Annotated in this window: 20 protein-coding genes and 4 tRNA genes; 16 read left to right on the top strand and 8 right to left on the bottom strand. The window is 40.3% G+C overall.

The window, feature by feature from the left end; genetic code table 11:
- Nucleotides 1–2 precede the first annotated feature (2 nt).
- The 6 genes from wecG to PZ638_RS19520 all read left to right on the top strand — a co-directional run bounded on the left by wecG (nt 3) and on the right by PZ638_RS19520 (nt 3,053).
- Nucleotides 3–770, top strand: coding sequence for a lipopolysaccharide N-acetylmannosaminouronosyltransferase (gene wecG / locus PZ638_RS19545; RefSeq protein ID WP_036958810.1), 768 nt, complete (start codon nt 3–5; stop codon nt 768–770).
- Between the two features lie 289 nt (nt 771–1,059).
- On the top strand, nt 1,060–2,436 hold the full coding sequence (gene thrP / locus PZ638_RS19540) for a bifunctional threonine/serine APC transporter ThrP (protein WP_180312200.1): 1,377 nt from the start codon (nt 1,060–1,062) through the stop codon (nt 2,434–2,436).
- 167 nt (nt 2,437–2,603) lie between these two features.
- Nucleotides 2,604–2,680, top strand: a tRNA-Arg gene (locus tag PZ638_RS19535).
- Between the two features lie 79 nt (nt 2,681–2,759).
- Nucleotides 2,760–2,835, top strand: a tRNA-His gene (locus PZ638_RS19530).
- A gap of 15 nt (nt 2,836–2,850) precedes the next feature.
- Nucleotides 2,851–2,936, top strand: a tRNA-Leu gene (locus tag PZ638_RS19525).
- 40 nt (nt 2,937–2,976) lie between these two features.
- A tRNA-Pro gene (locus tag PZ638_RS19520) sits at nt 2,977–3,053 on the top strand.
- A gap of 806 nt (nt 3,054–3,859) precedes the next feature.
- On the opposite strand, the gene PZ638_RS19515 is transcribed toward PZ638_RS19520, so the two are convergent.
- From PZ638_RS19515 to hemC, 5 genes are all read right to left on the bottom strand, one after another.
- Nucleotides 3,860–4,087, bottom strand: coding sequence for a hypothetical protein (locus tag PZ638_RS19515; protein ID WP_004906084.1), 228 nt, complete (start codon nt 4,085–4,087; stop codon nt 3,860–3,862).
- A 319-nt stretch (nt 4,088–4,406) separates the two neighbouring features.
- Nucleotides 4,407–5,600 (bottom strand): protoheme IX biogenesis protein HemY, encoded by a 1,194-nt coding sequence (gene hemY, locus PZ638_RS19510; RefSeq protein ID WP_004906081.1) that lies wholly within the window; start codon nt 5,598–5,600, stop codon nt 4,407–4,409.
- Between the two features lie 2 nt (nt 5,601–5,602).
- Nucleotides 5,603–6,871: a uroporphyrinogen-III C-methyltransferase gene (hemX, locus tag PZ638_RS19505; protein WP_196725058.1), complete on the bottom strand. Its 1,269-nt coding sequence runs from the start codon at nt 6,869–6,871 to the stop codon at nt 5,603–5,605.
- Between the two features lie 3 nt (nt 6,872–6,874).
- Nucleotides 6,875–7,630 carry a uroporphyrinogen-III synthase gene (locus tag PZ638_RS19500; RefSeq protein ID WP_004906075.1) on the bottom strand — a complete coding sequence of 252 codons (756 nt, stop codon included), beginning with the start codon at nt 7,628–7,630 and terminating at the stop codon, nt 6,875–6,877.
- On the bottom strand, nt 7,627–8,571 hold the full coding sequence (hemC, locus tag PZ638_RS19495) for a hydroxymethylbilane synthase (RefSeq protein WP_144140428.1): 945 nt from the start codon (nt 8,569–8,571) through the stop codon (nt 7,627–7,629). The genes PZ638_RS19500 and hemC overlap by 4 nt, the downstream gene beginning before the upstream one ends.
- 592 nt (nt 8,572–9,163) lie before the next feature.
- Here hemC and PZ638_RS19490 point away from each other — a divergent pair.
- Nucleotides 9,164–11,737, top strand: a complete 2,574-nt coding sequence (locus PZ638_RS19490; RefSeq protein ID WP_206277850.1) for a class I adenylate cyclase — start codon at nt 9,164–9,166, stop codon at nt 11,735–11,737.
- Nucleotides 11,738–11,780: 43 nt separating this feature from the next.
- On the opposite strand, the gene cyaY is transcribed toward PZ638_RS19490, so the two are convergent.
- Entirely contained in the window at nt 11,781–12,098 is a 318-nt protein-coding gene (gene cyaY / locus PZ638_RS19485) for an iron donor protein CyaY (protein WP_004906066.1), read from the bottom strand.
- 235 nt (nt 12,099–12,333) lie between these two features.
- Between cyaY and lptM the strand changes: the two genes are divergently transcribed.
- From lptM to PZ638_RS19440, 9 genes are all read left to right on the top strand, one after another.
- Entirely contained in the window at nt 12,334–12,519 is a 186-nt protein-coding gene (gene lptM, locus PZ638_RS19480; protein WP_094962462.1) for an LPS translocon maturation chaperone LptM, read from the top strand.
- Between the two features lie 21 nt (nt 12,520–12,540).
- Nucleotides 12,541–13,365 (top strand): diaminopimelate epimerase, encoded by an 825-nt coding sequence (dapF, locus tag PZ638_RS19475; protein WP_094962463.1) that lies wholly within the window; start codon nt 12,541–12,543, stop codon nt 13,363–13,365.
- Between the two features lie 24 nt (nt 13,366–13,389).
- On the top strand, nt 13,390–14,094 hold the full coding sequence (locus PZ638_RS19470; RefSeq protein ID WP_112308135.1) for a DUF484 family protein: 705 nt from the start codon (nt 13,390–13,392) through the stop codon (nt 14,092–14,094).
- Complete coding sequence (gene xerC, locus PZ638_RS19465) at nt 14,076–15,005, top strand: tyrosine recombinase XerC (protein WP_094962481.1); 930 nt, start codon at nt 14,076–14,078, stop codon at nt 15,003–15,005. Before PZ638_RS19470 ends, xerC begins: the two co-directional genes overlap by 19 nt.
- Nucleotides 15,005–15,721, top strand: coding sequence for a 5-amino-6-(5-phospho-D-ribitylamino)uracil phosphatase YigB (gene yigB, locus PZ638_RS19460; RefSeq protein ID WP_004906059.1), 717 nt, complete (start codon nt 15,005–15,007; stop codon nt 15,719–15,721). Before xerC ends, yigB begins: the two co-directional genes overlap by 1 nt.
- An 87-nt stretch (nt 15,722–15,808) precedes the next feature.
- Nucleotides 15,809–17,971 (top strand): DNA helicase II, encoded by a 2,163-nt coding sequence (gene uvrD / locus PZ638_RS19455; RefSeq protein ID WP_036958803.1) that lies wholly within the window; start codon nt 15,809–15,811, stop codon nt 17,969–17,971.
- Nucleotides 17,972–18,171: 200 nt separating this feature from the next.
- On the top strand, nt 18,172–19,596 hold the full coding sequence (locus PZ638_RS19450; RefSeq protein WP_272674604.1) for a hypothetical protein: 1,425 nt from the start codon (nt 18,172–18,174) through the stop codon (nt 19,594–19,596).
- Between the two features lie 252 nt (nt 19,597–19,848).
- A complete protein-coding gene (locus tag PZ638_RS19445; RefSeq protein ID WP_181488791.1) occupies nt 19,849–20,433 on the top strand; it encodes a 2OG-Fe(II) oxygenase in 585 nt (194 codons plus the stop codon).
- 192 nt (nt 20,434–20,625) lie between these two features.
- On the top strand, nt 20,626–20,901 hold the full coding sequence (locus tag PZ638_RS19440; protein ID WP_096864360.1) for a hypothetical protein: 276 nt from the start codon (nt 20,626–20,628) through the stop codon (nt 20,899–20,901).
- 82 nt (nt 20,902–20,983) lie between these two features.
- On the opposite strand, the gene prfH is transcribed toward PZ638_RS19440, so the two are convergent.
- A complete protein-coding gene (gene prfH / locus PZ638_RS19435; protein WP_181488787.1) occupies nt 20,984–21,595 on the bottom strand; it encodes a peptide chain release factor H in 612 nt (203 codons plus the stop codon).
- Nucleotides 21,595–22,728 carry an RNA ligase RtcB family protein gene (locus PZ638_RS19430; protein ID WP_096864358.1) on the bottom strand — a complete coding sequence of 378 codons (1,134 nt, stop codon included), beginning with the start codon at nt 22,726–22,728 and terminating at the stop codon, nt 21,595–21,597. Before PZ638_RS19430 ends, prfH begins: the two co-directional genes overlap by 1 nt.
- Nucleotides 22,729–23,002 lie beyond the last annotated feature (274 nt).

The following is a 23,002-nucleotide window of genomic DNA, read 5'->3' as shown; positions in this document are numbered from 1 at the left end:
TCATGGAATCGTCATCAACTCAGTCTTCATCCGTTACACAGCCATCTATTCCACAATATAGTATTCGTGGTCATAATATTTGGGGCTTTAAAAATATGGCCCATTTTTTAGACTACTTATTTGCTGGTGGGGAAACGAAAACGGGAACGCTCGTTGCGATTAATGCAGAAAAAGTGATGATCGCTGAACAAGATACGGCTTTAAATACGTTACTAGGCCAAGCCGAATATTTATATGCTGACGGAATTAGTATTGTCCGTGCTATTCGTCGTAAATACCCCCAAGCTGAAGTTTCCCGCGTGGCTGGTGCTGACTTGTGGGAAGGGTTAATGGAACGGGCCGGTAAAGAAGGTACGCCAGTTTTCCTAGTGGGTGGCAAACCAGAAATTCTAGAGCAAACTGAAAGCAAGCTACGCTCGCAGTGGAATGTGAACATTGTAGGTTCGCAAAACGGCTATTTTACTGCTGAAGAGCGAAGTGCATTGTTCGAACGCATTCGTGCAAGTGGTGCAAAAATTGTCACTGTTGCGATGGGTTCTCCGAAACAAGAAATTTTTATGCGAGATTGCCGAAGTGTGTACCCAGATGCCTTATATATGGGCGTTGGGGGGACTTATGATGTGTTTACAGGGCATGTAAAACGTGCACCGAAAGTTTGGCAAAACTTAGGGTTGGAATGGTTGTATCGCTTACTATCTCAGCCTTCCCGTATTACTCGCCAGTTTAAATTACTGAAATTTTTAGGTTACTATTACGGCGGTAAGCTTTAATTTTTATAGTGATTTGATTTTTATCGTTATTATCGATGTATTTTACTGGCCGCAAGTAGGCCTAATCCCTTGCTTGCGGTCTGAATTCTCCGAATGACTGGTCTCTTTCTTCAAATATTTCTATAATCCCTCAAAAATAATCATATTCGCACCAGTTTGTGCTTAATCTTGCGGCTATGGCATTTTTTTAATCGCCTAATTGATGCTTTTCAAATAATTGCAGTGATTATTACTAACTGAGTTTCAATTAAAACTGCATTTTAAATATCTAATTTTGACAGGGGTATGTATGGGAAATCCACAGCAAGGGCTTCAACGTGGGTTAGAAGCACGGCATATCGAGCTGATTGCGCTCGGTGGGACTATTGGCGTTGGGTTATTTATGGGGTCGGCCAGTACACTAAAATGGGCTGGGCCTTCTGTCTTACTGGCTTATATCATCGCAGGAATTTTTGTTTTCTTCATTATGCGTTCAATGGGGGAAATGCTATTTCTTGAGCCTGTAACCGGTTCTTTTGCTTCGTTTGGTTATAAATACTTAAGTCCGTTTTGGGGATGTCTCACTGCGTGGGGCTACTGGTTTATGTGGGTGGCCGTTGGTATCTCAGAGATCACTGCCATTGGCGTATATGCTGAATATTGGTTCCCTGACGTGCCTCAATGGATTTTTGCCATTATTGCCGTGGTATTAGTCGCATTAGCTAACCTAGCTGCTGTTCGGCTGTATGGAGAGCTTGAGTTCTGGTTTGCCATGATCAAAGTGACCACGATTGTAGTGATGATTTTAATTGGTTTAGGGCTGATTTTTTTTGGCCTTGGTAATAATTTTGAACCGATTGGGCTAGCAAATCTCACTGAGCATGGTGGTTTCTTTGCAGGGGGTTGGAAAGGTTTCTTATTTGCGTTGTGTATCGTTGTGGCCTCTTATCAAGGGGTTGAATTAGTTGGGATCACGGCAGGTGAAGCGAAAAATCCTCAAGTTACATTAAAAAAAGCGATCAATAATATTTTATGGCGCATATTAATTTTTTATGTGGGTGCTATTTTTATTGTTGTGACACTCTTTCCGTGGACGGAAGTGGGTTCACAAGGTAGCCCATTTGTTCTTACGTTTGCGAAAGTGGGGATTGTGTCCGCAGCCGCTGTAATTAACTTTGTGGTGTTAACTGCGGCGTTATCTGGTTGCAATAGTGGCATGTATAGTGGTGGGCGAATGCTATATGCCTTAGCGCAAAATAAGCAATTACCTAAGTCATTATTGAAATTAACGAAAAATGGCGTACCAGCGCGTTGCGTTGGCTTTACTATTCTCTGTTTAGTGGCGGGTTCTAGCTTGAATTACATCATACCGAATCCAGAAAAAGTCTTTGTGTATGTCTATAGTGCGAGTGTGTTACCAGGTATGGTGCCTTGGTTAGTGCTATTGACCAGCCAAATCCGTTTTCGCCAACAAAACAAAGAAAAGCTTATTGGGCATCCTTTCAAATCGATCCTTTTTCCATGGGTTAACTATGCGACCTTATTATTTTTAGCCTGCGTATTAGTTGGGATGGCGATTAACCCAGATACCCGTTTATCTTTAATTGTTGGCGCCATCTTTTTAGGGGGCGTTTCACTGCTTTATTTCATTATTCGCCTGTTCAATAACCGCAATGCAAAAGTTTAGTGGTGGTGCTTCGACGGATTTTTATTAGTCGTACAGTGAAAAAGAGGGTAAATATGCTCTCTTTCTCAGCGAAATGGATAAAAGGCAAGCAATCGATATTTTTATTTCAAAAAGGACTAGACAGCGGGAGGATAAATCCGTACTATCCTCTCCCGCAACGGCGTTAAGCGCCCGTAGCTCAGCTGGATAGAGCGCTGCCCTCCGGAGGCAGAGGTCTCAGGTTCGAATCCTGTCGGGCGCACCAGTTTTAGCGCTTCGCTACGGTTGGCAAAATGACGTTGTATGTAGTAATATAGCAACGCTTTGAAAAAAGTGAAGTTATGGTGGCTATAGCTCAGTTGGTAGAGCCCTGGATTGTGATTCCAGTTGTCGTGGGTTCGAGTCCCATTAGCCACCCCATTTTTTTGTGACATTGCGAGGGTGGCGGAATTGGTAGACGCGCTAGCTTCAGGTGTTAGTGTCCTATGGACGTGGGGGTTCAAGTCCCCCCTTTCGCACCACGAAGAAATGTAATAGGTATTAATAAGTACTACAAAATTTCGGCGAGTAGCGCAGCTTGGTAGCGCAACTGGTTTGGGACCAGTGGGTCGGAGGTTCGAATCCTCTCTCGCCGACCAATTTAAAGAAACCCGTCTTAACCGACGGGTTTTTTGCTTTTTATGCTTTATAATGATCACACTTCAACCCATCGCATTGTTGTCTGCGTTAGTCTCCTAGAATCACATATTTGTGTATATTCATCGGTATATCTTCACTTACCGCCTAGCTATAACCTGAATTGTTTAAAGTCTACTTAGTGCTGTTTCTTCAATAATGATTGGCTATGGTTAATTGCTTGTTTTTATTTGTAATTTAGCAGGTTAACTAGCCTGTGTCGTAAAATAGATACAATTCATTATATTGGTGTCGCCAAAAGGAGACATTTTACTTGTTGATTTATAAGGGAATATAAATAACTGTTTTATGCTGTCTCTAAACTGCGACAAAATAGCAAGATAAGATACAGGCACCACATTAGTGAATTCTTTAATGTTAGGGGGATTTCTTTCCAAGAAGGAAAATTATGTGTAAAACCGAGAGATGAGAGCGAAGCCAAAAGAGTAAGCTTAAAAAAACTTCGTTTTAAAAAGTTGGCATGTATTGTGCATTATTTTATATGTAGATGCTCATCTCACTTCTTATGACAGCGAAGCTTCATAAACCCAGAGATGACGCAAAGCCGATTATCGGTGCCTATTGTCCAACTTAGATGATCAAGAGCTCATCCTCTTACCATCAACGAACGGGCGAAACGTTGAGTGAGGCACCATCCGTCTGTAGACCTGATTGTATTTTACACCTGCCTTGTGCAGGTGTTTTTTTTGTTTATGTAAAAAGCCAAGCCCCTTAGAAAATGACTAAGAGGCTGAAAATAAGATAGGTATTAGCTTCTACCTTTACTAAACCACTTACTGAACCAGCGAGTAATATAGGTATAGCAGAGGATAATGAATGTAATAATGAAAATGTCTTTACTAAGATCTTCGGTATTAAAACCAATAATCATAATAAAAACAAAAGGTGATAATACTAACAGCAGAAGATCAAAGAATATTTGTAAACGGTTTGGGGTTGCAATAATCCAGCGCCAAATAGTTTTAATGACATTCATATCGATATCCCTAATTCATTCAAAGCAAAGATGTATATAAAGCTTTATACACTATGTGTTTATTTTATAACATAGCCAAGTGTGTTTTGCTGATCCTTAAATAACGATTATTGATTAAACATTGAGTTATTGATCTGTAATGTTACCAATCATGAACCTCATATTCTCCTTTTACGATGATTTAATACGACTAACGCAATGTATTTAAATTCTTTTCTGCGTTTTGATTGGGGAAGCTAGGCTTAGTGGCAGTTAAGTTTATGAATAAAAAAACTCCACTAAAAGGTGTGGAGTTTTTAGAAAAGGATAAGCAAGAATATTAGTTTCGTTCTTGTTTTAATGAATGGTTTAATGCATCTTGGCGAATTTTTGCCGCATCACTAGATTTATGTTGCCTGTCAAACGCATCGGCTAACCATGATGCATCCTGAACATCAAAACGTTGTGCTAAAGCGGCCTTAAAGTAGGTCTCTGCTTTGTCCCATTGGGCATGCTGTAGCGATAAAACACCTAATGTACTGTTGAGTAACGGGGTGGCACCGTTTTGCTTTTGCAGATGTAAAAGGGTTTTTTCGATAATTTCAGGGCGTTCACTATTCAGTTTTGGCACTAGCAGGAGTAAGCGTTCATCATATTGCTGTTTTAAGCCATCAATAATCATTTTTTCTGCACTTGCAGTATCGCCACATTCAATCAAATGTTCTGCTAAGAAAGCTTGCAATGCGGTTTCATGACGAACTCGGCGAGGTTGTGCTTTCCACCAAGCTTTTAGCCCATCACTACCCCCTTCAGCCATATATTGGTTCATCAACCCTTTGTAAGCCTTTAATTTCAATGCATCGAGCTCATCTTCATTGTGTAACTGTACTTTAGCCATAACAGGAAGTAATTCAATCAGTGACTGATAGGCGCCCGAACGTAAATAAGCTTGTTCCGCAAGACGCAATACTTCAGGGTGTCTTGGGGCTTTGTCGAGAAGTTTATCAATACCATTGCGAGCAGCATGGACTTCTCCTTCCGCTAATTGGATACGGACACGGCTGATATCAACAGGAAGCTGGTCACTCCCTGCGGCTTCGGCGGCTCTATCCAAGTATTGGTGAGTGCGATATTCATCACCACGCTGTTGAGCAGCTTCGGCTGCCATGAGGTAGTTAATGACTGGTTGTTGAGAAAAATCAGCATGTTTGCTCATTAATTTTTCAACTTGCTCGAAATCACCTTCTGCTAATTTCAGTAGCGCTTTTTGTGTTTGAGTATGCGCTTTGTGGTATTTACGACCACTTACCCAACCTCGGGTACGTGATGTCGTGCTGATAAAACGGCGGTAGCACCAACCAAGGAATAACAGCACAAACTGGAGCAAGATAAAGCCCAAAACGAGGCTGGTTACACTGGTCGTAATGTCATAATTATCTGTACGGATAAAAACATAACCTTGGTGACCCGCTAATAATGGGCCTAAGATTATCCCTGCAATAAGTACTATAAATAGGATCAGGACTTTTATCATAATTACCCCCTATTGCCAGCAGGCTCTGCTGATTCAGAAGGGTGTGAATTGTCAGCTGACTCTGCTTTTTGCGTATCCGTGGCAGGAACAGCGGCATCTGCTGCGGCTTCTGTTGGCGCTTCAGTCGCATCCGCTGCGGCATCAACGGCACCATCGCTAACTTTTGTATTGTCGGATGACTGAGAAAGTAAGCTACGAACCCGTGTTTGCATGATTTTTTCTAGCTTTTCTTGGCTTTCCAAGGTATCAGGCATGTCAATATCAATCGGCTGATTGATTAGGTCGTCAATGGTTGATAGGAATGCTTTGGTTTCAGGCGCCTCAGTATCAAAATAGGCTCTTACCCAAGTCGATGCCTGCTCTAATGACTGTTTGTAGGTGGCTTCTTGATAACGTGGTACGGCTTGCGCTGCAATTAATAGCTGAGAGCGAATGTTTTCACGTAGGTAAATGTCTTGATTTGGTGCAAGGAGAGGGGCTTCTGAGCCATCACGAGCTCGTACTGTGACAAAGTCATTTGCAAAACTTTTCCAGCTACGCGCCAAATTTTGTTTCCAATCCGAAATATCATCGCTAATGTCAGCGTTATCCTCAGCTTTCGCATCTCCACTGTTTAAATCTGCTAAACGTAAGTTATCGACTTCATTGCTTAGTTGGTTTAAACGTAAAATAATGCCGTCATAGTCAACTTGGTTGATTGCGGCTAATTTAGCCATATCACTGTTAATTGATTTACGAATGTCGAGTAGGCTTGGGTCATTCATTTCTGCCAAGCTTGAGTCAGCGCTTTTTAGCAAAACGGCCGCGGTTACTGGGTCGCGATCATTCCACAGCTTTCTTCCCGCCATTTTGACCATAAAGTCAGCTTGTGCAAGTAGCCAACTTTTAACATCAGCGCTAGATAACGCAGTAACGTGCGCTTGCAGCTCTTGCATGCGGCGGTTGAGATTCTCTTCATATTCACGAGAATGGCTTTTTATTTCAGCATTAGCCGCAACTAATGCATCTAACCGCTGCCTGTCTGAGTTTTGTTGTTCGATTAAATCACTTAATTTTTGTTTTAATTCATTGTTTTCATTGACTAAGGTGGCATTACTTTGTTGAGTGAAATAGTACAGCCCACCGCCAATAGCGATGATAATAGCGATAGCAATTACACCGCCTATCAGACCAGAACGTTTTTGTTCCGAAGAAGGTTTAGTTTTTGGGCGCTGTTGTTCTGCACCAGCTTCTGGGGTAACCGTCTCGGTTGTTTTATCGTGTTCCGTCATAAATTAGCATCCCATATCGATTGAAATTAATGCTTCTAATAAAGCATTATTATCTGCGCTATTAGCTACACAGACCTTTTGCCATCCGCCTCTGCGGGCTTGGTCTGCAATCCGTTCACTGACGACAAGTAGGCGGCGGGAAAACCACCAAGTTTGGTATTCTTCAGTGATTAATTCTTCTAACAAGGCTAACATTTGACCACTCGTGATCACAACATCTGTAATACCGGTTTGAAACCACTGCTGATTGAACAGAGCTTTATCATAATCAACCGGGTACCTTGTATAACATTCACAATAACTGACTTGCGCACCTCGAGCCCGTAATGTTGACGCGAGAAGCTCTCGCCCGCCATTTCCACGTAATAACAGGGCGTTTTTCCCTTCGAGAAATTGAAGCTCAGGGTGTGTCAGTAGTATTTCACTGGTTTCGCCTTGTTCAGCCCAACGTATGTCTTTTCCGGTTACTTGCTGAAAATATTGCCCTGTAGAGCGGCCAATTCCGTAGTAAGATAACTTATCTGACCAGCTACGCCCCATTTGTTCAAGTGTTAAATTTGCATATTCGACTGCATTTTTAGATAAAAGAAAGACTAAATCATTCGCAGTAAGGCTATCAAGTTGAGGAATAAGGGTATTTAATTCAGCACCGGGCCCTATGCGAATTAAAGGAGAGGCGAAGGCTTCCCCCCCTTTGGTGGTGATTGCCGTGATCAGCTCTGAACATGCGAGCTCAGGGCGAGTGACAAGCACTTTCATGCAGGCGGGTTTCCTTGATAGACATCCGCCAAAATTTCCCTTGCACCGCGTTCAAGTAATTCTTCAGCCAATGATACCCCTGCTTGGTTAGCTTCACTTGGTGAAACTCGTCGTTCCCCACGAATAATCACACTACCGTCTGGCGCTCCAACCAAGGCGCGTAGCCATATTTTGTCATCTTGCCAAATAGCATAACTGCCAATGGGAACTTGGCAACCACCTTCAAGACGCATATTCATTGCTCGTTCAGCCAGAACACAGGTCGATGTTGCGTCATTATTTAGTTTCGCGAGTAACTCACAGGTTTTACTATCATTTAAACGGCATTCGATGCCGACAGCACCTTGGCCAACGGCAGGCAAGCATTGTTCAGGGGCAAGGGCGGTTTTAATTCGAGTTTCTAGCCCCAAACGTTTTAACCCTGCAACGGCCAAAATAATGGCATCATATTCACCGTTATCTAGTTTTGATAAGCGTGTTCCGACATTGCCGCGTAAGTCACGAATGACTAAATCAGGGCGGAGCTCCCTTAATTGGCATTGACGACGCAAACTCGATGTTCCGACAATACTGCCTTTTGGTAGTGCCTCAAGGTTGTCATAGTGGTTTGAGACAAAGGCATCTCGGGGGTCTTCACGTTCACAAATCGTGACTAATCCTAAGCCTTCAGGAAATTCAACAGGGACATCTTTCATCGAATGAACGGCAATGTCTGCGCGCCCTTCTAATAAGGCAAGTTCTAATTCTTTGACGAATAACCCTTTCCCGCCAACTTTCGCGAGAGGTGTATCAAGGATGATGTCGCCTTTTGTCACCATAGGCACGAGTTCAACCAGCAAACCTGGGTGAAGTTGCTCTAATTTGTCTTTGACAAAGTGCGCTTGCCATAGGGCTAAAGGGCTTTTGCGCGTTGCAATACGCACGATATTTGTTGATGTCATTTTACTGTTTTCTCTGGCGAAAAATGCCGCAGATTAACCATACAATTGGCCTTAGTTTTAACATGTTAAGGATATTTTTTCCAGTTAGGCGCAAAACCACTCTCTGAATTGTTGATAACTGATTTACTTTTTCTTCCATGATGCAAGAACGCGATTCAAAATGAGATGACCTAGAATAGCTATTAAGCAATTTCTTTAGCTTATCGTGCTATCTTTCGTGTGAAACACTCTGCGGTTTGTATTAATTCGTGTTGAAGCGAGTAAGCGCAGACACTGTGCGTATTGTACTTAATATCGTTTGATTTTGCTGTTTTACTAAACAATTGAGTAAAAAGAAATTATTCCATTGAAAAACAAGGGATATTTTATAGATTAAAAAATAAAAAGCCTTTTTATACAATATGTTGAAAAGCATTTTGTATCAAAAATAAGCGTATAAAATTATGTGATCTACTTTACCCTTTTGATGCAAGGTGTTAAATTGATCACGTTTCCGACAATCCATTTGAAAATTATTTTAAATCTATCTCTATCTGTTGGGTGCTGGGAAATTCTCAGGTTTGTATTACTTTCATTCAATCAGGCGTAACCTTTGTATCTCTATATTGAAACCTTAAAACAAAGACTGGATGCGATAAACCAATTACGGTTAGAACGTGCAACAGCTTCTATGAGTGAAACCTTCTCGAAGGTTTATAGCTTGCTGCCTGTCTTGTTTCATTATCATCATCCAATGATACCTGGTTTTATTGAAGGTAATGTCCCCCATGGTGTCTGTTTTTTCTCTCCTGATACAGAGCAAAAAAAATGGTTGGCACCTTTCGAACGTTTTTTACCCACGATTGAAACCGAAGCGAATGGCGAATTACCTATTACGGGTATTTATTCGATGGGAAGCACTTCATCTGTTGGGCAAAGTCAGTGTTCAGATATTGACGTTTGGGTTTGCCATCCTTCTTGGTTGGACCACGAAGAAAAACGTTTTTTGCAAAAGAAGTGTACCTTAATTGAGCAGTGGGCTGCGTCTTTGGGGATTGATGTCACTGTTTTTTTAATCGATGAAAATCGTTTTCGCCATCATGCTAGTGGGCATATTGGTGGGGAAAACTGTGGTTCAACGCAACATATCTTATTGTTAGATGAATTTTATCGAACAGCTGTACGTATGGCGGGTAAACGTTTGCTGTGGACTATGGTGCCAGTTGAAGAAGAGCAGCATTACGATGAATATGTTATGGGGTTATATGCACAAGGCGTGCTAACACCGAATGAATGGCTTGATTTAGGTGGTTTAAGTGAGCTTTCTGCGGCGGAATACTTCGGTGCAAGTCTATGGCAGCTATACAAAAGTGTTGATTCCCCCTATAAAGCCGTATTGAAGAGTATTTTACTGGAATCCTATTCATGGGATTACCCTAACGGTAAATTATTAGCGATGGAGTTTAAGCGTCATTTACATGCAGGCGAAATTGTGTGTTATGGCTTGGACTCATACTGTTTGATGTTAGAGCGTGTGACACGTTACCTGACTGAAATTAATGATCTAACTCGTCTTGACCTTATCCGCCGTTGTTTCTACCTAAAAGTGTGTGAAAAACTATCTGAAAAAGAGGATAACACATGCTCAGGCTGGCGCCGTGATGTGTTGTCTCAATTGGTTGAGTCATGGGGGTGGGGAGCAGAACGTTTGTCTATTCTCGACACACGTAATCAATGGAAAATTGAGCGTGTCCGTGAGGCACACAACGAGTTACTTGATACGATGATGCAAAGTTATCGTAATCTCATTCGCTTTGCGCGTAGAAATAATTTAAGTGTTAGTGCAAGCCCACAAGATATTGGGGTACTAACCCGTAAATTATATGCGGCTTTCGAGGCGCTCCCTGGTAAGGTGACATTAGTTAATCCACAAATTTCACCTGATTTGAGCGAAGCGCATCTCACCTTTATTTATGTACCCGAGGGGAGAGCTAACCGTAGTGGTTGGTATTTGTATAACCAAGCGCCAAATATTGAGGCCATTATTGGTCATCAACCTCTTGAATATAATCGCTATTTAAATAAATTAGTTGCATGGGCATATTTTAACGGCCTGTTGACTGAGAATACTCAGGTTTATATGTATAACGGGAAGTCTCAGTGTGATGAACGAAAGCTGCTTGAGTTGATGCATGATGTATCAAGTCATTTCCCTATCAGGTTACCCGCTCCAACGCCAAAAGCGCTTTATAGCCCTTGTGAAATCCGCCATCTTGCAATCATTGTTAACTTAGAAAAAGACCCAACACAGGTATATTCTGAGCAAGTCGTTCATGTTGATTTTAGAAAACTGGATATTTTCAGTTTTGGAGAATCACAACGGTGTTTGATTGGTAGTATTGACTTGTTGTATCGTAATTCGTGGAATGAGGTAAGAACGTTACATTTCAGCGGAGAACAATGCATGTTAGAAGCACTTAAGACCATTTTAGGAAAAATGCATCAAGATGCATCACCTCCTGAAGCGGTTGAGGTGTTTTGTTATAGTGAGCACTTACGCGGGCTGATTCGTACCCGTGTACAACAGCTGGTATCTGAATGTGTAGAACTGCGTTTATCAAGCAACCGAAATGACCCTGGGCGTTTTAAAGCATTACGTATTGCCGGGCAGACGTGGGGGTTATTCTTTGAGCGCCTAAATGTATCTGTGCAAAAACTTGAAAATGCCGTTGAGTTCTATGGGGCTATCTCCCATAACAAACTACATGGCTGGCCAGTTAAACTTCAGGCGAAGGGTGATAACCATTTGCCTGCTGTTGTCGATGGTTATGCAAGTGAAGGGATTGTACAGTTTTTCTTTGAAAATACCGCAGATAACACGGGTTTTAATATTTACGTTTTAGATGAAGCAAATCGGGTTGAAATTTATTCCCACTGCGAAGGCTCAAAAGAAGACCTCGTCCGTGACGTGAGTAAATTCTATTCTTCTTCCCACGACCGGTTTACCTATGGTGCAAACTTTATCAATTTCAATTTACCGCAGTTTTACCAAATCATTAATCAAGATGGTAAAAACCAAGTTGTTGCATTTTCTGGTGCGACATGGCCATTTACGGCAGAAGATGATGACGTTGGGTATGAAAGGCAATCTAGCCAACCACAGCACCCACAAGCACATTATTATTGATGGTAGGCAGTTTTGCGCTGCCCACCGTATAAATTCGTAAAGCTTAGAACGAAAAGGGCTCTTGGCTTTGAAAAGCAATTGCCTCGGCTAGTTTAGTTTTGAATTCATGCCCTGAACGGTCACAAACCCAATTACCTTGTTTATAATCATAATGGTACCCACCCTGTTTAGTTGCTAACCATATTTGGTGGAATGCCTCTTGTTTATTAATAATAATTTTACTGCCATCTTCAAAGCTAAGAGTCATCACACCACCATTGATTTCACAATCAATATCGGCATCACCCTCATAATTATCTAAATGCTCCTCGATGGTGCTCAGTAGCGTTTCTGCTAGCTGATGAAATTCGCTGTCATTCACGATTAATTTCCTGTTTGCTCACAATGGTTTAATTGAAATTATTATTGTTAATTGAAATTATAGGAGGGAACCTGCATTGGGGTCAATCTCAGCATACCCACTAAAAATTTCAGACTAAATTTAGCCTAAAGTATATAATATCAACATGCTGGATAAACAGGCGTGATTTGCGAGGCCACTCCTGTTATTGTGTAAAATATCAGATGTCAAAAGTGAGTATTACGGGCGAAAAAGAATGAAAAAAAGTTTAATTGGGCTTAGTGCACTAGTTGTTTTATTTACCCTTTCTGGCTGTGGCTTAAAAGGCCCGTTGTATTTTCCGCCGGAAGAAACTGCAGCTCCGGCTAAGGCATCTGATGTGCAACCTACCGCACAAGACAGTACTGCCAAAGAGCCAGCTCAAACACCAAATAATCAGTAAGCCACCTCTATGGAGCGTGAAATGCAATTTTCTAAAATGCATGGCTTAGGCAATGACTTCATGGTTGTCGATGGCGTTACACAAAATGTATATTTTTCGCCTGAATTGATTTGTCGGTTAGCAGATAGGCATACAGGCGTTGGGTTCGATCAACTACTATTAGTTGAAGCCCCTTATGACCCTGACCTTGATTTTCATTACCGTATTTTTAATGCAGATGGCAGTGAGGTCGCTCAATGTGGTAATGGAGCCCGCTGTTTTGCTCGTTTTGTTAGGCTCAAAGGCTTAACGAATAAGCAAAAAATAAAAGTCAGCACTCAGTCGGGTCGTATGACATTAACCATAAATGAGAATGATGATGTCTGCGTTAATATGGGCGAACCTGATTTTGAACCACAGAGAGTGCCATTTCGCGCAGTTAAAGAAGAAAAGACCTATATTATTCGAGCACAAGAACGTACAGTGCTGTGTGGGGTTGTCTCAATGGGTAACCCGCATTGTGTCATTCAAGTTGAAAGTATTCATACGGCAGAAGTCGAAGTTTTAGGCCCCGCTTTAGAAAATCATGAGCGTTTTCCAGAACGTGCCAATATTGGCTTTATGGAAATTATCAGTGCTGACCATATTCGCTTGCGCGTTTATGAACGTGGAGCTGGGGAAACTCAGGCGTGTGGTAGCGGAGCATGCGCAGCTGTCGCGGTTGGGATTACTCAAGGGCTACTGGCGAAGCGGGTTAAAGTCGATTTGCCGGGGGGCTCATTAGATATTTCTTGGGAAGGTCCTGGGTCGCCTCTTTATATGACAGGTCCTGCAACGCATGTTTATGATGGAGTCATTCAACTCTAATTTTGAATAGCCGAAGAGGAAAAAATGGATAAAACCAAAAAAGCACAGGAAATGGTTCATCAAATTGATGAGCTTGATGTCGTGCGCTATTTAACGGAAAACCCTTATTTTTTTCTTCGTAATGTACAGCTGTTGGAGCAACTAAAAGTCCCACATGTTGTGCGGGAAGCGATTTCATTGCCTGAGTTAGTCATGAGCCGTCAACGGTTGAAAATCAAAGAGCTCGAACAAGATATTCGGTTTATGGTTGAGCAAGCTCATGAAAATGTAGAGCTTTTTGATGAGTTGTTAGTGTTGGTGATTGAAATGTCATCAGCAGAAAGTTTACAGCAAATGCTGTTAGCGCTAAACCGTTGGGCAAAAAAACTGGGTTTATCCGGTGCTCAGGTACGCTTGTTTAGTGACAGTTGGCATTTGTCTGCACCTTTGGATGCACATCAATTAGTTATCTCGCGTCGTGTTTTTGAACCCGTGAGGATTCAACGCTTTGGTGATAAGCGTAACTACCTCGGCCGGTTAAATGGCCCTGAAATCCAACTACTTTTACCTGATGCGTTAAATGTCGGCTCAGTCGCCATTTCATTGTTTGGTCATCATGGTGAATCAGGTATGGTCATCTTTACTAGCCGTGATCGTGAACATTATCAACATGGTATGGGAACGGTCATGTTGGAGAAAGTCGCTCAAATTCTACCGAGGTTATTATGCCAATGGATAGAACGCCTGTAAAAAACCAGCCGGAAGGGCTGATGAGCCAAATTGAGGCCTTTCTGTATTATCTGCGTGTTGAACGCCGGCTAAGCCCGGTTACTATTACTAACTATCGTCGCCAACTGAGCGTTATTGTGGAAATGTTAGTCTCATTAAATATCCACGAATGGCAAAAAGTGGATGCGACGATTGTGCGCAACATTGCGGCTAAAAGTCGCAAATCGGGTTTACAAGCAGCAAGTATGGCGTTGCGGTTATCATCGCTGCGTAGTTTTTTTGATTGGATGGTACACCAGGGGGAATTACCCGCAAACCCCGCAAAAGCAATCCATGCCCCTAAATCCAAAAAGCGCCTTCCTAAGAATATGGATGTGGATGAAGTCTCCCAACTTTTGAACATGGATAGTGGCGACCCTCTTGTTGTACGTGACCGAACGATGCTTGAAGTGATGTATGGCGCGGGGTTACGCTTATCTGAACTAGTCGGGCTAGATGTTCGCCATCTTGATTTAAATACGGGCGAAGTGTGGGTAATGGGGAAAGGGAGTAAAGAGCGCAGAGTGCCAATGGGTAAAACTGCGGTGAGTTGGCTACAACGTTGGCTTGAGATGCGAGAGCTCTATGACCCTGAAGATGACGCCGTTTTTATTTCAACCCAAAGCGGTAAACGTATTTCGAATCGGAACGTACAGAAACGTTTTGAGCAATGGGGAATAAAACAAGGGGTTAATAGCCACATTAATCCCCATAAATTACGCCACTCTTTTGCGACACATATCCTTGAATCAAGTGGGAATTTACGTGGAGTGCAAGAACTTCTTGGGCATGCAAATTTATCAACAACACAAATCTATACGCACCTTGATTTTCAGCACTTAGCAAACGTGTATGATGTGGCTCATCCGAGAGCAAAGAGGGAGAAACCTTAATGCATTTTTACCGTCCGTTATCACCCATTCTGGCGATCACGTTTGATTTGGATGACACGCTTTACGATAACCACCCAGTTATTGATAAAACGGAAGAAGAAGTTTTACGTTTTGTTCGTGAATATGATCCGCGCTTTAATCATTTTAGTAATGAAGATCTTTATGCTTTTCGCCGTCTTGTTGAAGAACAAGAGCCTGATATTTATCATGATATATCACGTTGGCGTTGGCTCTCTTCCAAAATGATGCTTTGCCATTATGGTTATTCGAAAGAAGCGGCACAAAAAGGGGCGGATGACATCATGGCGCATTTCACATATTGGCGAAATAGAATCGATGTCCCGAAATCCACCCATGAAACATTGTGCCAACTTGCAGAAAAAGTTCCGTTGGTGGCGATTACTAATGGTAACGCAGAGCCGGAAGCATGTGGGTTAGGCCAATATTTTCAATTTGTATTGAAAGCGGGGCCTGATGGGCGCTCAAAGCCATTTTGTGATATGTATCGTTTAGCAGCAAAGCGACTTGAAATTGAGCCACAATTTATTCTTCATGTCGGGGACAACCTGTTAACGGATGTTGAAGGTGCAATTAACAGCGGTATGCAAGCTTGCTGGATAAACACAGAACAAAAAACACTGATGGAAGAGAAAGAGGGTCGTTTATTACCGCATGTAGAAATTTCGCGGTTGGATTCTCTCTTATCATTGGTATAATTATTTCCTGTATAAAAATACAGTGGCAATAGCCATTGTTAATAACCTCACAGTGGTATTAACCACTGTTTTGCTTTGATGGTAACTATGGACGTCTCTTATCTGCTTGAAGGCCTTAATGACAAACAGCGCGAAGCGGTTGCCGCCCCGCGTACCAATTTACTTGTCCTTGCGGGGGCAGGTAGTGGTAAAACTCGGGTGCTAGTGCATCGAATTGCATGGCTGATGTCTGTGGAAAATGCTTCCCCATTTTCAATTATGGCAGTGACGTTCACGAACAAAGCGGCAGCAGAAATGCGCCATAGAATCAATCAATTGATTGGTACTAGTGAAGGCGGTATGTGGATAGGAACATTCCATGGCTTAGCGCATCGTTTATTACGCCAACATTATATGGATGCTAATTTACCGCAGGATTTTCAAATTCTCGATAGTGATGACCAATACCGTTTAATTCGTCGCTTACTTAAGGCGATGAATTTAGATGAAAAACAATGGCCACCACGTCAGGGTATGTGGTACATAAACGGTAAAAAAGATGAGGGTTTGCGTCCTCAGCACATTGAAGCTTACGGAAACCCAGTCGAAGCGACATGGCTAAAAGTATACCAAGCTTACCAAGAAGCCTGTGATAGAGCCGGACTGGTGGATTTTGCTGAGCTATTATTACGTGCCCATGAACTGTGGTTAAACAAGCCCCATGTACTACAGCATTATCGTGAGCGCTTTACGAATATTCTCGTCGATGAATTCCAAGATACCAATAATATCCAATATGCATGGATCCGTGTACTCGCTGGGGAAACTGGCAAAGTCATGATTGTTGGTGATGATGACCAATCAATCTATGGCTGGCGTGGGGCTCAAGTAGAAAATATCCAGCGCTTTCTCAATGATTTTCCTGGTGCAGAAACTATCCGCCTTGAGCAAAACTACCGTTCAACGAATAATATATTAAAAGCGGCGAACGCATTGATCGCGAATAACAGTGACCGCTTAGGGAAAAATTTATGGACAGAAGGCGGAGATGGTGAACCCATTTCCCTCTACTGCGCTTTTAATGAGTTAGATGAAGCACGTTATGTGGTTGGGCGCATTAAACAATGGCATGAAAATGGTGGAGCCCTACAAGATTGTGCCATGCTGTACCGGAGTAATGCACAGTCTCGTGTATTAGAAGAGGCGCTCATCCAAGGTGCTATGCCATATCGTATTTATGGTGGGCAACGTTTCTTTGAACGTCAAGAGATTAAAGATGCACTTTCTTATTTAAGATTAATAGCAAATCGTAATGATGATGCTTCCTTCGAGCGGGTGGTCAATACACCAACACGTGGCATCGGAGATAGAACATTAGATACTGTTCGCCAAACTGCACGGGATCAACAACTAACATTATGGGAAAGTTGTGAGTACTTACTTCGCGAGCAGGTGTTGGGAGGTAGGGCAGCCGCTGCAATCGAGCGTTTCTTAGAATTAGTCGATGCATTAGCTAAAGAAACCCAAGACATGCCATTACACGTCCAAGCTGATCGAGTCATTAACGACTCAGGCCTACGAGCGATGTATGAGCAAGAAAAAGGCGAAAAAGCACAGGCTCGAATTGAAAACTTGGAAGAGTTAGTCAATGCAACCCGTGATTTCAGCTATCAAGACGAAGACCAAGACTTAATGCCATTGCAGGCTTTTCTTTCTCATGCAGCATTGGAAGCAGGAGATGGACAAGCGGATGTTAGTCAAGATGCCGTTCAATTGATGACTTTGCATTCGGCTAAAGGCCTGGAGTTTCCAGTTGTATTCATTGTGGGAATGGAAGAAGGTATGTTCCCAAGCCAAATGTCGATGGATGAAAGTGGTCGTCTTGAAGAAGAACGTCGCCTTGCTTATGTCGGTATTACCCGAGCAATGGAAAAACTGACTATCACCTACGCTGAAAGTCGTCGTTTATATGGCAAAGAAGTTTATCACAGGCCTTCTCGTTTTATCGGTGAGCTACCAACCGAGTGTGTTGAAGAAGTTCGTTTGCGAGCGCAGGTTTCAAGACCAGTTAGCCATCAACGCCTTGGTACCCCGATTAGCCAAAATGATTCGGGTTATGCATTAGGGCAGCGTGTAGTTCATCCTAAATTTGGAGAAGGCACGATTATTAACCTTGAAGGTAGTGGTGAACACTGTCGTTTACAAATCGCTTTCCAAGGTCAAGGAATTAAATGGCTGGTGGCTTCATATGCGAAGCTTGAGAAACTGTAATAGACAAGTATAAATAAAGTAGAAATCTGAATAATATTTCTACTTTATTTATTTAAATGAAATATAGGTTTAAAATAATTATAATTTGTTTTTATTATACAAATAATAAATTAGTCACTCCTTTGTCTTTAATATAATATAAAAACGCAATATAGATATCAAATTATGTTTTTAATTATATGAAAATCAAAGGGATTAATATGGAAATTGATTTTAATTTAAATAGTTATGATTTTAAAAAAATAGACTCGTTAATTTTTTCTGCTGAAAATCGTTTAAATAAAATTAAGAAACTGAAGTCTTCATTAGTAATGAAAATTCAAGATGAATATGGCTATGAATATTTATCTGAAAAAACAAATATAAATAGTGAAGTGACTGCTAAAATAGATGAGGTAAATAAAGCTATTAAATTTTTTGAAGGTAATTTACTAGCAATGAAAAATCTTGCTAGTAAATATAACAAGGAAAATATCGGTAATGAGATTTTATATTTTGAGGCTAGTAAGTTTTCTAAGTATAAAATAGAGTTGGAAATAAATAAGCAAAATAAAAATATTGGTGGTGACCATAAACTACTAGAAAGTATTTTTGTAATCAAAAAAATCCCTCATGAGACAAAAGAGGGTATGTTAAATAGTGAAAAATCTACTTTAGTAAAGATAAATAATGAAATAACCCATCTAAATACTTCGTTTAATAAAGTTAAAACAGGTATTGTATCTATCTCAATAAATTATCATAACGCTAAGCTAAAATCATTGAAAAATAGAGCATCTAAGTTACTAGAAGATGAACGAAAAATTGATTTACAGTTAGATAACATAGAAATTGAGACAATAAAAAATAAAAAAGAGATAGATGATGAAATTGAAAAATTTGTTTCGTCTATAAATGATTTGAAATCTCGTTCAGTACAGCTATTAAATAAAGGAAGAGCTTGGGGCTCCAGTTCGGTTGTTACTGATAAATATAGCCAAAAACAGATAGATGATTCGATGAGAATGTTAGAGGAAAAAGTTCATAAAAATGTAAAAGTATTTGATGAACAATTAAATATGTTTAAAGGCCTAAGTGAGTTGAACGAACATAAAACTAATTCAGAAATAGAAGAAATAAGGTCATTACGTAGAAATATTTCATTGTATAGAGTAGAAAGCCCTAGCATAGCAAAAGATAAGCATGTATTAGATGAGTTAAGTAGGATAAGTAAACTACAGGAGTCCAATTTACTAAAAGTATTAGACGAATTAAATCAATATATTGATAAGCTAAATATTGAAATGGAAAAACAAGGCGAATTAGAAGTGAATTCAGGGCCTTTTAAAAATCATCTATCTTTAAATATTAAAAGATATAATGAAGAAATGCATAGCATTAAAGAAACTATCAAAGATGTTGAACTTCACTGGTCAATTCATTCTCAAAAAATGATTGAAAATCAAGATGGTAATACATTAGTTCAACCCGTAATTCAAAGCGAATTAATTTCAGAACGAATTACGGCTTTCCAATCGGCGGAGGAGGGGAATAGTGAAGTAAATAAAAACCTAGGGCAGGTAAGTCTTCTTAACCCAGTGGCACGTTGTTCTTGTGGTGGTATTGGAAGAACTGCATTCTGCTAAGTCAATCAATCGTTTAATTTGATTTTATAGTAAGCACTCAATATGGATGGAGTGCTTTTTTACTATGGAATGAGTATGTTATTTATGTAATTTTGAATCTCTTTTCTAGTTTACTCTATGATAACTATCACTATCTTTTTAGTGATTGACTTTGATATGCCGTATTAATCCTCAGGATTTGAGTTTTTAATTTTAAAGTTTCATCTCAATGAAGTATAAAATATTACCTAATTAACTTTTCTAAGACTCATCATGTCAATGGATAAACTTATTGATTCACTTTCCTCACAAGGTTGGTATGTGTGGGACGATTTCATGAGCCTGCAACATATACAAGCCATCAAAAATAGTATTCCAGATACCCTACAGGATGCACGTATTGGGCGCGGTGATACCTTACAAGGAAATAAAAGTATTCGTGCTGATCAAACTGTTTGGCTAGAACCTGAAATGGGGGAGCCTATCGTTAATTATCTCGATAAAATGGAGCAGGTTAGGCAAGAGCTTAACTGCCAGCTTTATCTTGGTCTGCGTGATTTTGAAACGCATTTCTGCCGTTATCCTAATGGTGGATTTTATAAAAAGCATGTTGATAACCCAAGAGGACAAGGGCGTCGCAAGGTAACCACTGTTTTGTATATGAATGAAACATGGCAAGCTGGAGATGGAGGTGAACTTGTTGTCTATGATAAAGAAAACAATCAATTGTTTGAATTGGAACCGCTTGCAGGTCGAATGATTTTTTTTATGTCTGAAGAATTTCCACATGAAGTGTTACCGACTCAACAAAAACGAGAAAGTATCGCAGGCTGGTTTTTAACAGAAAAATTACTCTAATCCGTTCAGGCTATTACCACCTCTTATTGAGGTGGCTGATAGAGATTCTTTCATATTTATAATATCTAATTAATATTATATTATTTCCTTTAAAATTTAAGATTAACTCTATTCAATTTAACTTGTTTTAATCGGTTATATCAGCCATTTTAACTTGTGATTTTTCAATGTACATATAAAAGGAGCTTGTAGATGAACAGCGTTGATAAATTTGGTTATGGTGATAAGCAGATTCAACAAGGAATGAGTATCATGGAATATGAAAAACAATTAGAAACAGCATTTAATAGCTTAATGAATAAAAATAAAGGCGATATTGTACCTATTAATTATGATGTTGATCATTCGTCACTAATACAAACAACAAATTGTTTTTCTTCACAAAAAGAATATAGTTTTATCATTGAGCCAAATTATTATATTGCTGAATGTCAATTTAATAATTCAATGTGTTATTTAGTGAATTAAGCATTGTCTGGGTAGTAAAGCACAAAACAGTAAGGTAGATATCTTAAATTATATACCACCTCTTATCTGAGGTGGTATTGTTTTATTTTAAACGTTTAAATTCATTTCCTGAAAAAGTCATTACCGCATTTCCTCTTTCAATTTGATAATGGGAATGATGACGTTGTTTATCCAGTTCATTAAGTTGCTGCGATTGATGTTCATTCAATTTCCATTGAATTAACTGTTTCGCAAGCTTTTTGTTAGCGTGCTGGCTGCGTTCAGATTGCACTTTGACAGTGATACCCGTAGCGACATGTTTTGCTCTAACCGCAGACGAGGTTTTGTTCACATGCTGCCCTCCAACCCCCTGTGCTTTAGTAAATTCAAACTCAATTTCACTCTCTTCAATTGGTTTAATGGGAGAGAAACGGGTGACACTCAAAAACCAATTTTTACGTTTATGTCGTGGCCTAATTTGGCTTTGGCACTGCCATTGAATAGTGCCAGTCCATTTTTGGGATAGTATTTCTGCATTCTCGCCTTCCAATGAAATTAAGGCAGATTTTAGTCCATAGCGTGATGGGAAAAACTCAAGTGTATCGGCAATGACTGAAAGTTTTTTAGCCTCTTGGAAAAAACAAATAAGTGCTTTTTCCACCGCTATGCAACATTCTTCAGGCCCCTGCGCAGAGGAAAACTGTAATAATATCATTAGCAATCTCCACTGGTTTTATAGGTTATAACAGGTTTAAGACGCGCAACAACTTGGATGATGCCAATATTCACCATGCTTTCAATTACAGTATCAATAGATTTATAAGATTGAGGGGCCTCTTCGTAAATCAATTGTTTGTTTGCGCAGATAACACGACTACCTAATACCGTCCTTGATAATTGAGTCGGTGTATATTTATGTGATAAACGTCCTTTACACTCAGTTCGCATCCATTTCCGTCCAGCTCCATGAGCAAGAGAATTCAGACAAACTTCACTTGGTTGTGGAGAAACGAGATAACTGTAATCACCTCGAGAACCAGGGATAACGACTAGCCCGCGATCTGATGGTGTCGCTCCTTTTCTATGTATCCACCCTTCAATATCATTGATTTTACAGTATTCAACTAGGTTATGATTAAGGTCGAGTACGAGTTTACCCTTTGATTTTACTTGTTGCAGCATACGTAAACCGATCATTTGTCGATTTAGTTGGGCAAAATCCAATGCATTCTGATGAGCTTCCAGATAATCTTTTGCATCTTGAGTATTGTCTATAAGCCCATCATGACTATATTTTTCTACATGTTGGCGAAGGATTGATTGGCCTAAACCTCGAGAACCACTGTGAACTAACAACAGCAATTGTTGTTTGTTTAAACCACTTTCCTTGAACCATTCAGGGTTTAATATTTCATCGATAGCTTGAAATTCTGCAAAATGATTTCCGCCACCAATAGAACTTAATGATGACATAAAGTCATGTGATTGCATGTTATTTGGAACATGCTCTTCAAGCCATGACAAAGGCGCATGATCTGACATTTCAGAAAGTTGTTTTTCGAGTTTATCGAGGTTAACTTTCGATTTTTTAATATCAGTTTGGAACAGCGCCATTCCACAACCGATGTCATTACCAACTAGCGCAGGATAAAAGCGCTTGGTTGAGAAAAATGCCGCACCAATTGGGTATCCACGGCCTGGATGTAGGTCAGGCATGCCAACAACAGAGACCATATTAGGTAAGTTTGCGGTTGTTTGTAACTGTTGGATTGCTTTACTTTCAATCCATGTTGATTCTGTGGCGATATAGCTGACTTGCTGATCCACAGTATGTAAGGTATTGCCCATAAGCTATTAACTCATTTTTAATTGAAAAATAAGGTGAATTAGCAGGCAAAATTAAGAAAATAGATTAACTAACGAGAGTGGCTATTTCTGAGTGTGCCCGCAAAGAGTTTGATTAATTGTTGTCATGGTAAACCTCCTTGCAGTTAGTAGATGAATATAAAACGCTGCGGATACTAACGGTAACTTTTTTCTTTTGCAAGGGCTATTTTAAAGATAGCCGATTTTTAGCCTTTTTCTGAAACCAATATATAAAATCAATATATAAATTAATTAA

Origin of the sequence: Providencia hangzhouensis (assembly GCF_029193595.2) — a bacterium.
Lineage (GTDB): Bacteria > Pseudomonadota > Gammaproteobacteria > Enterobacterales > Enterobacteriaceae > Providencia > Providencia hangzhouensis.
The sequence above is the reverse complement of the archived record's forward strand: the minus strand, read 5'-3'. Positions and strand labels throughout refer to the sequence as shown.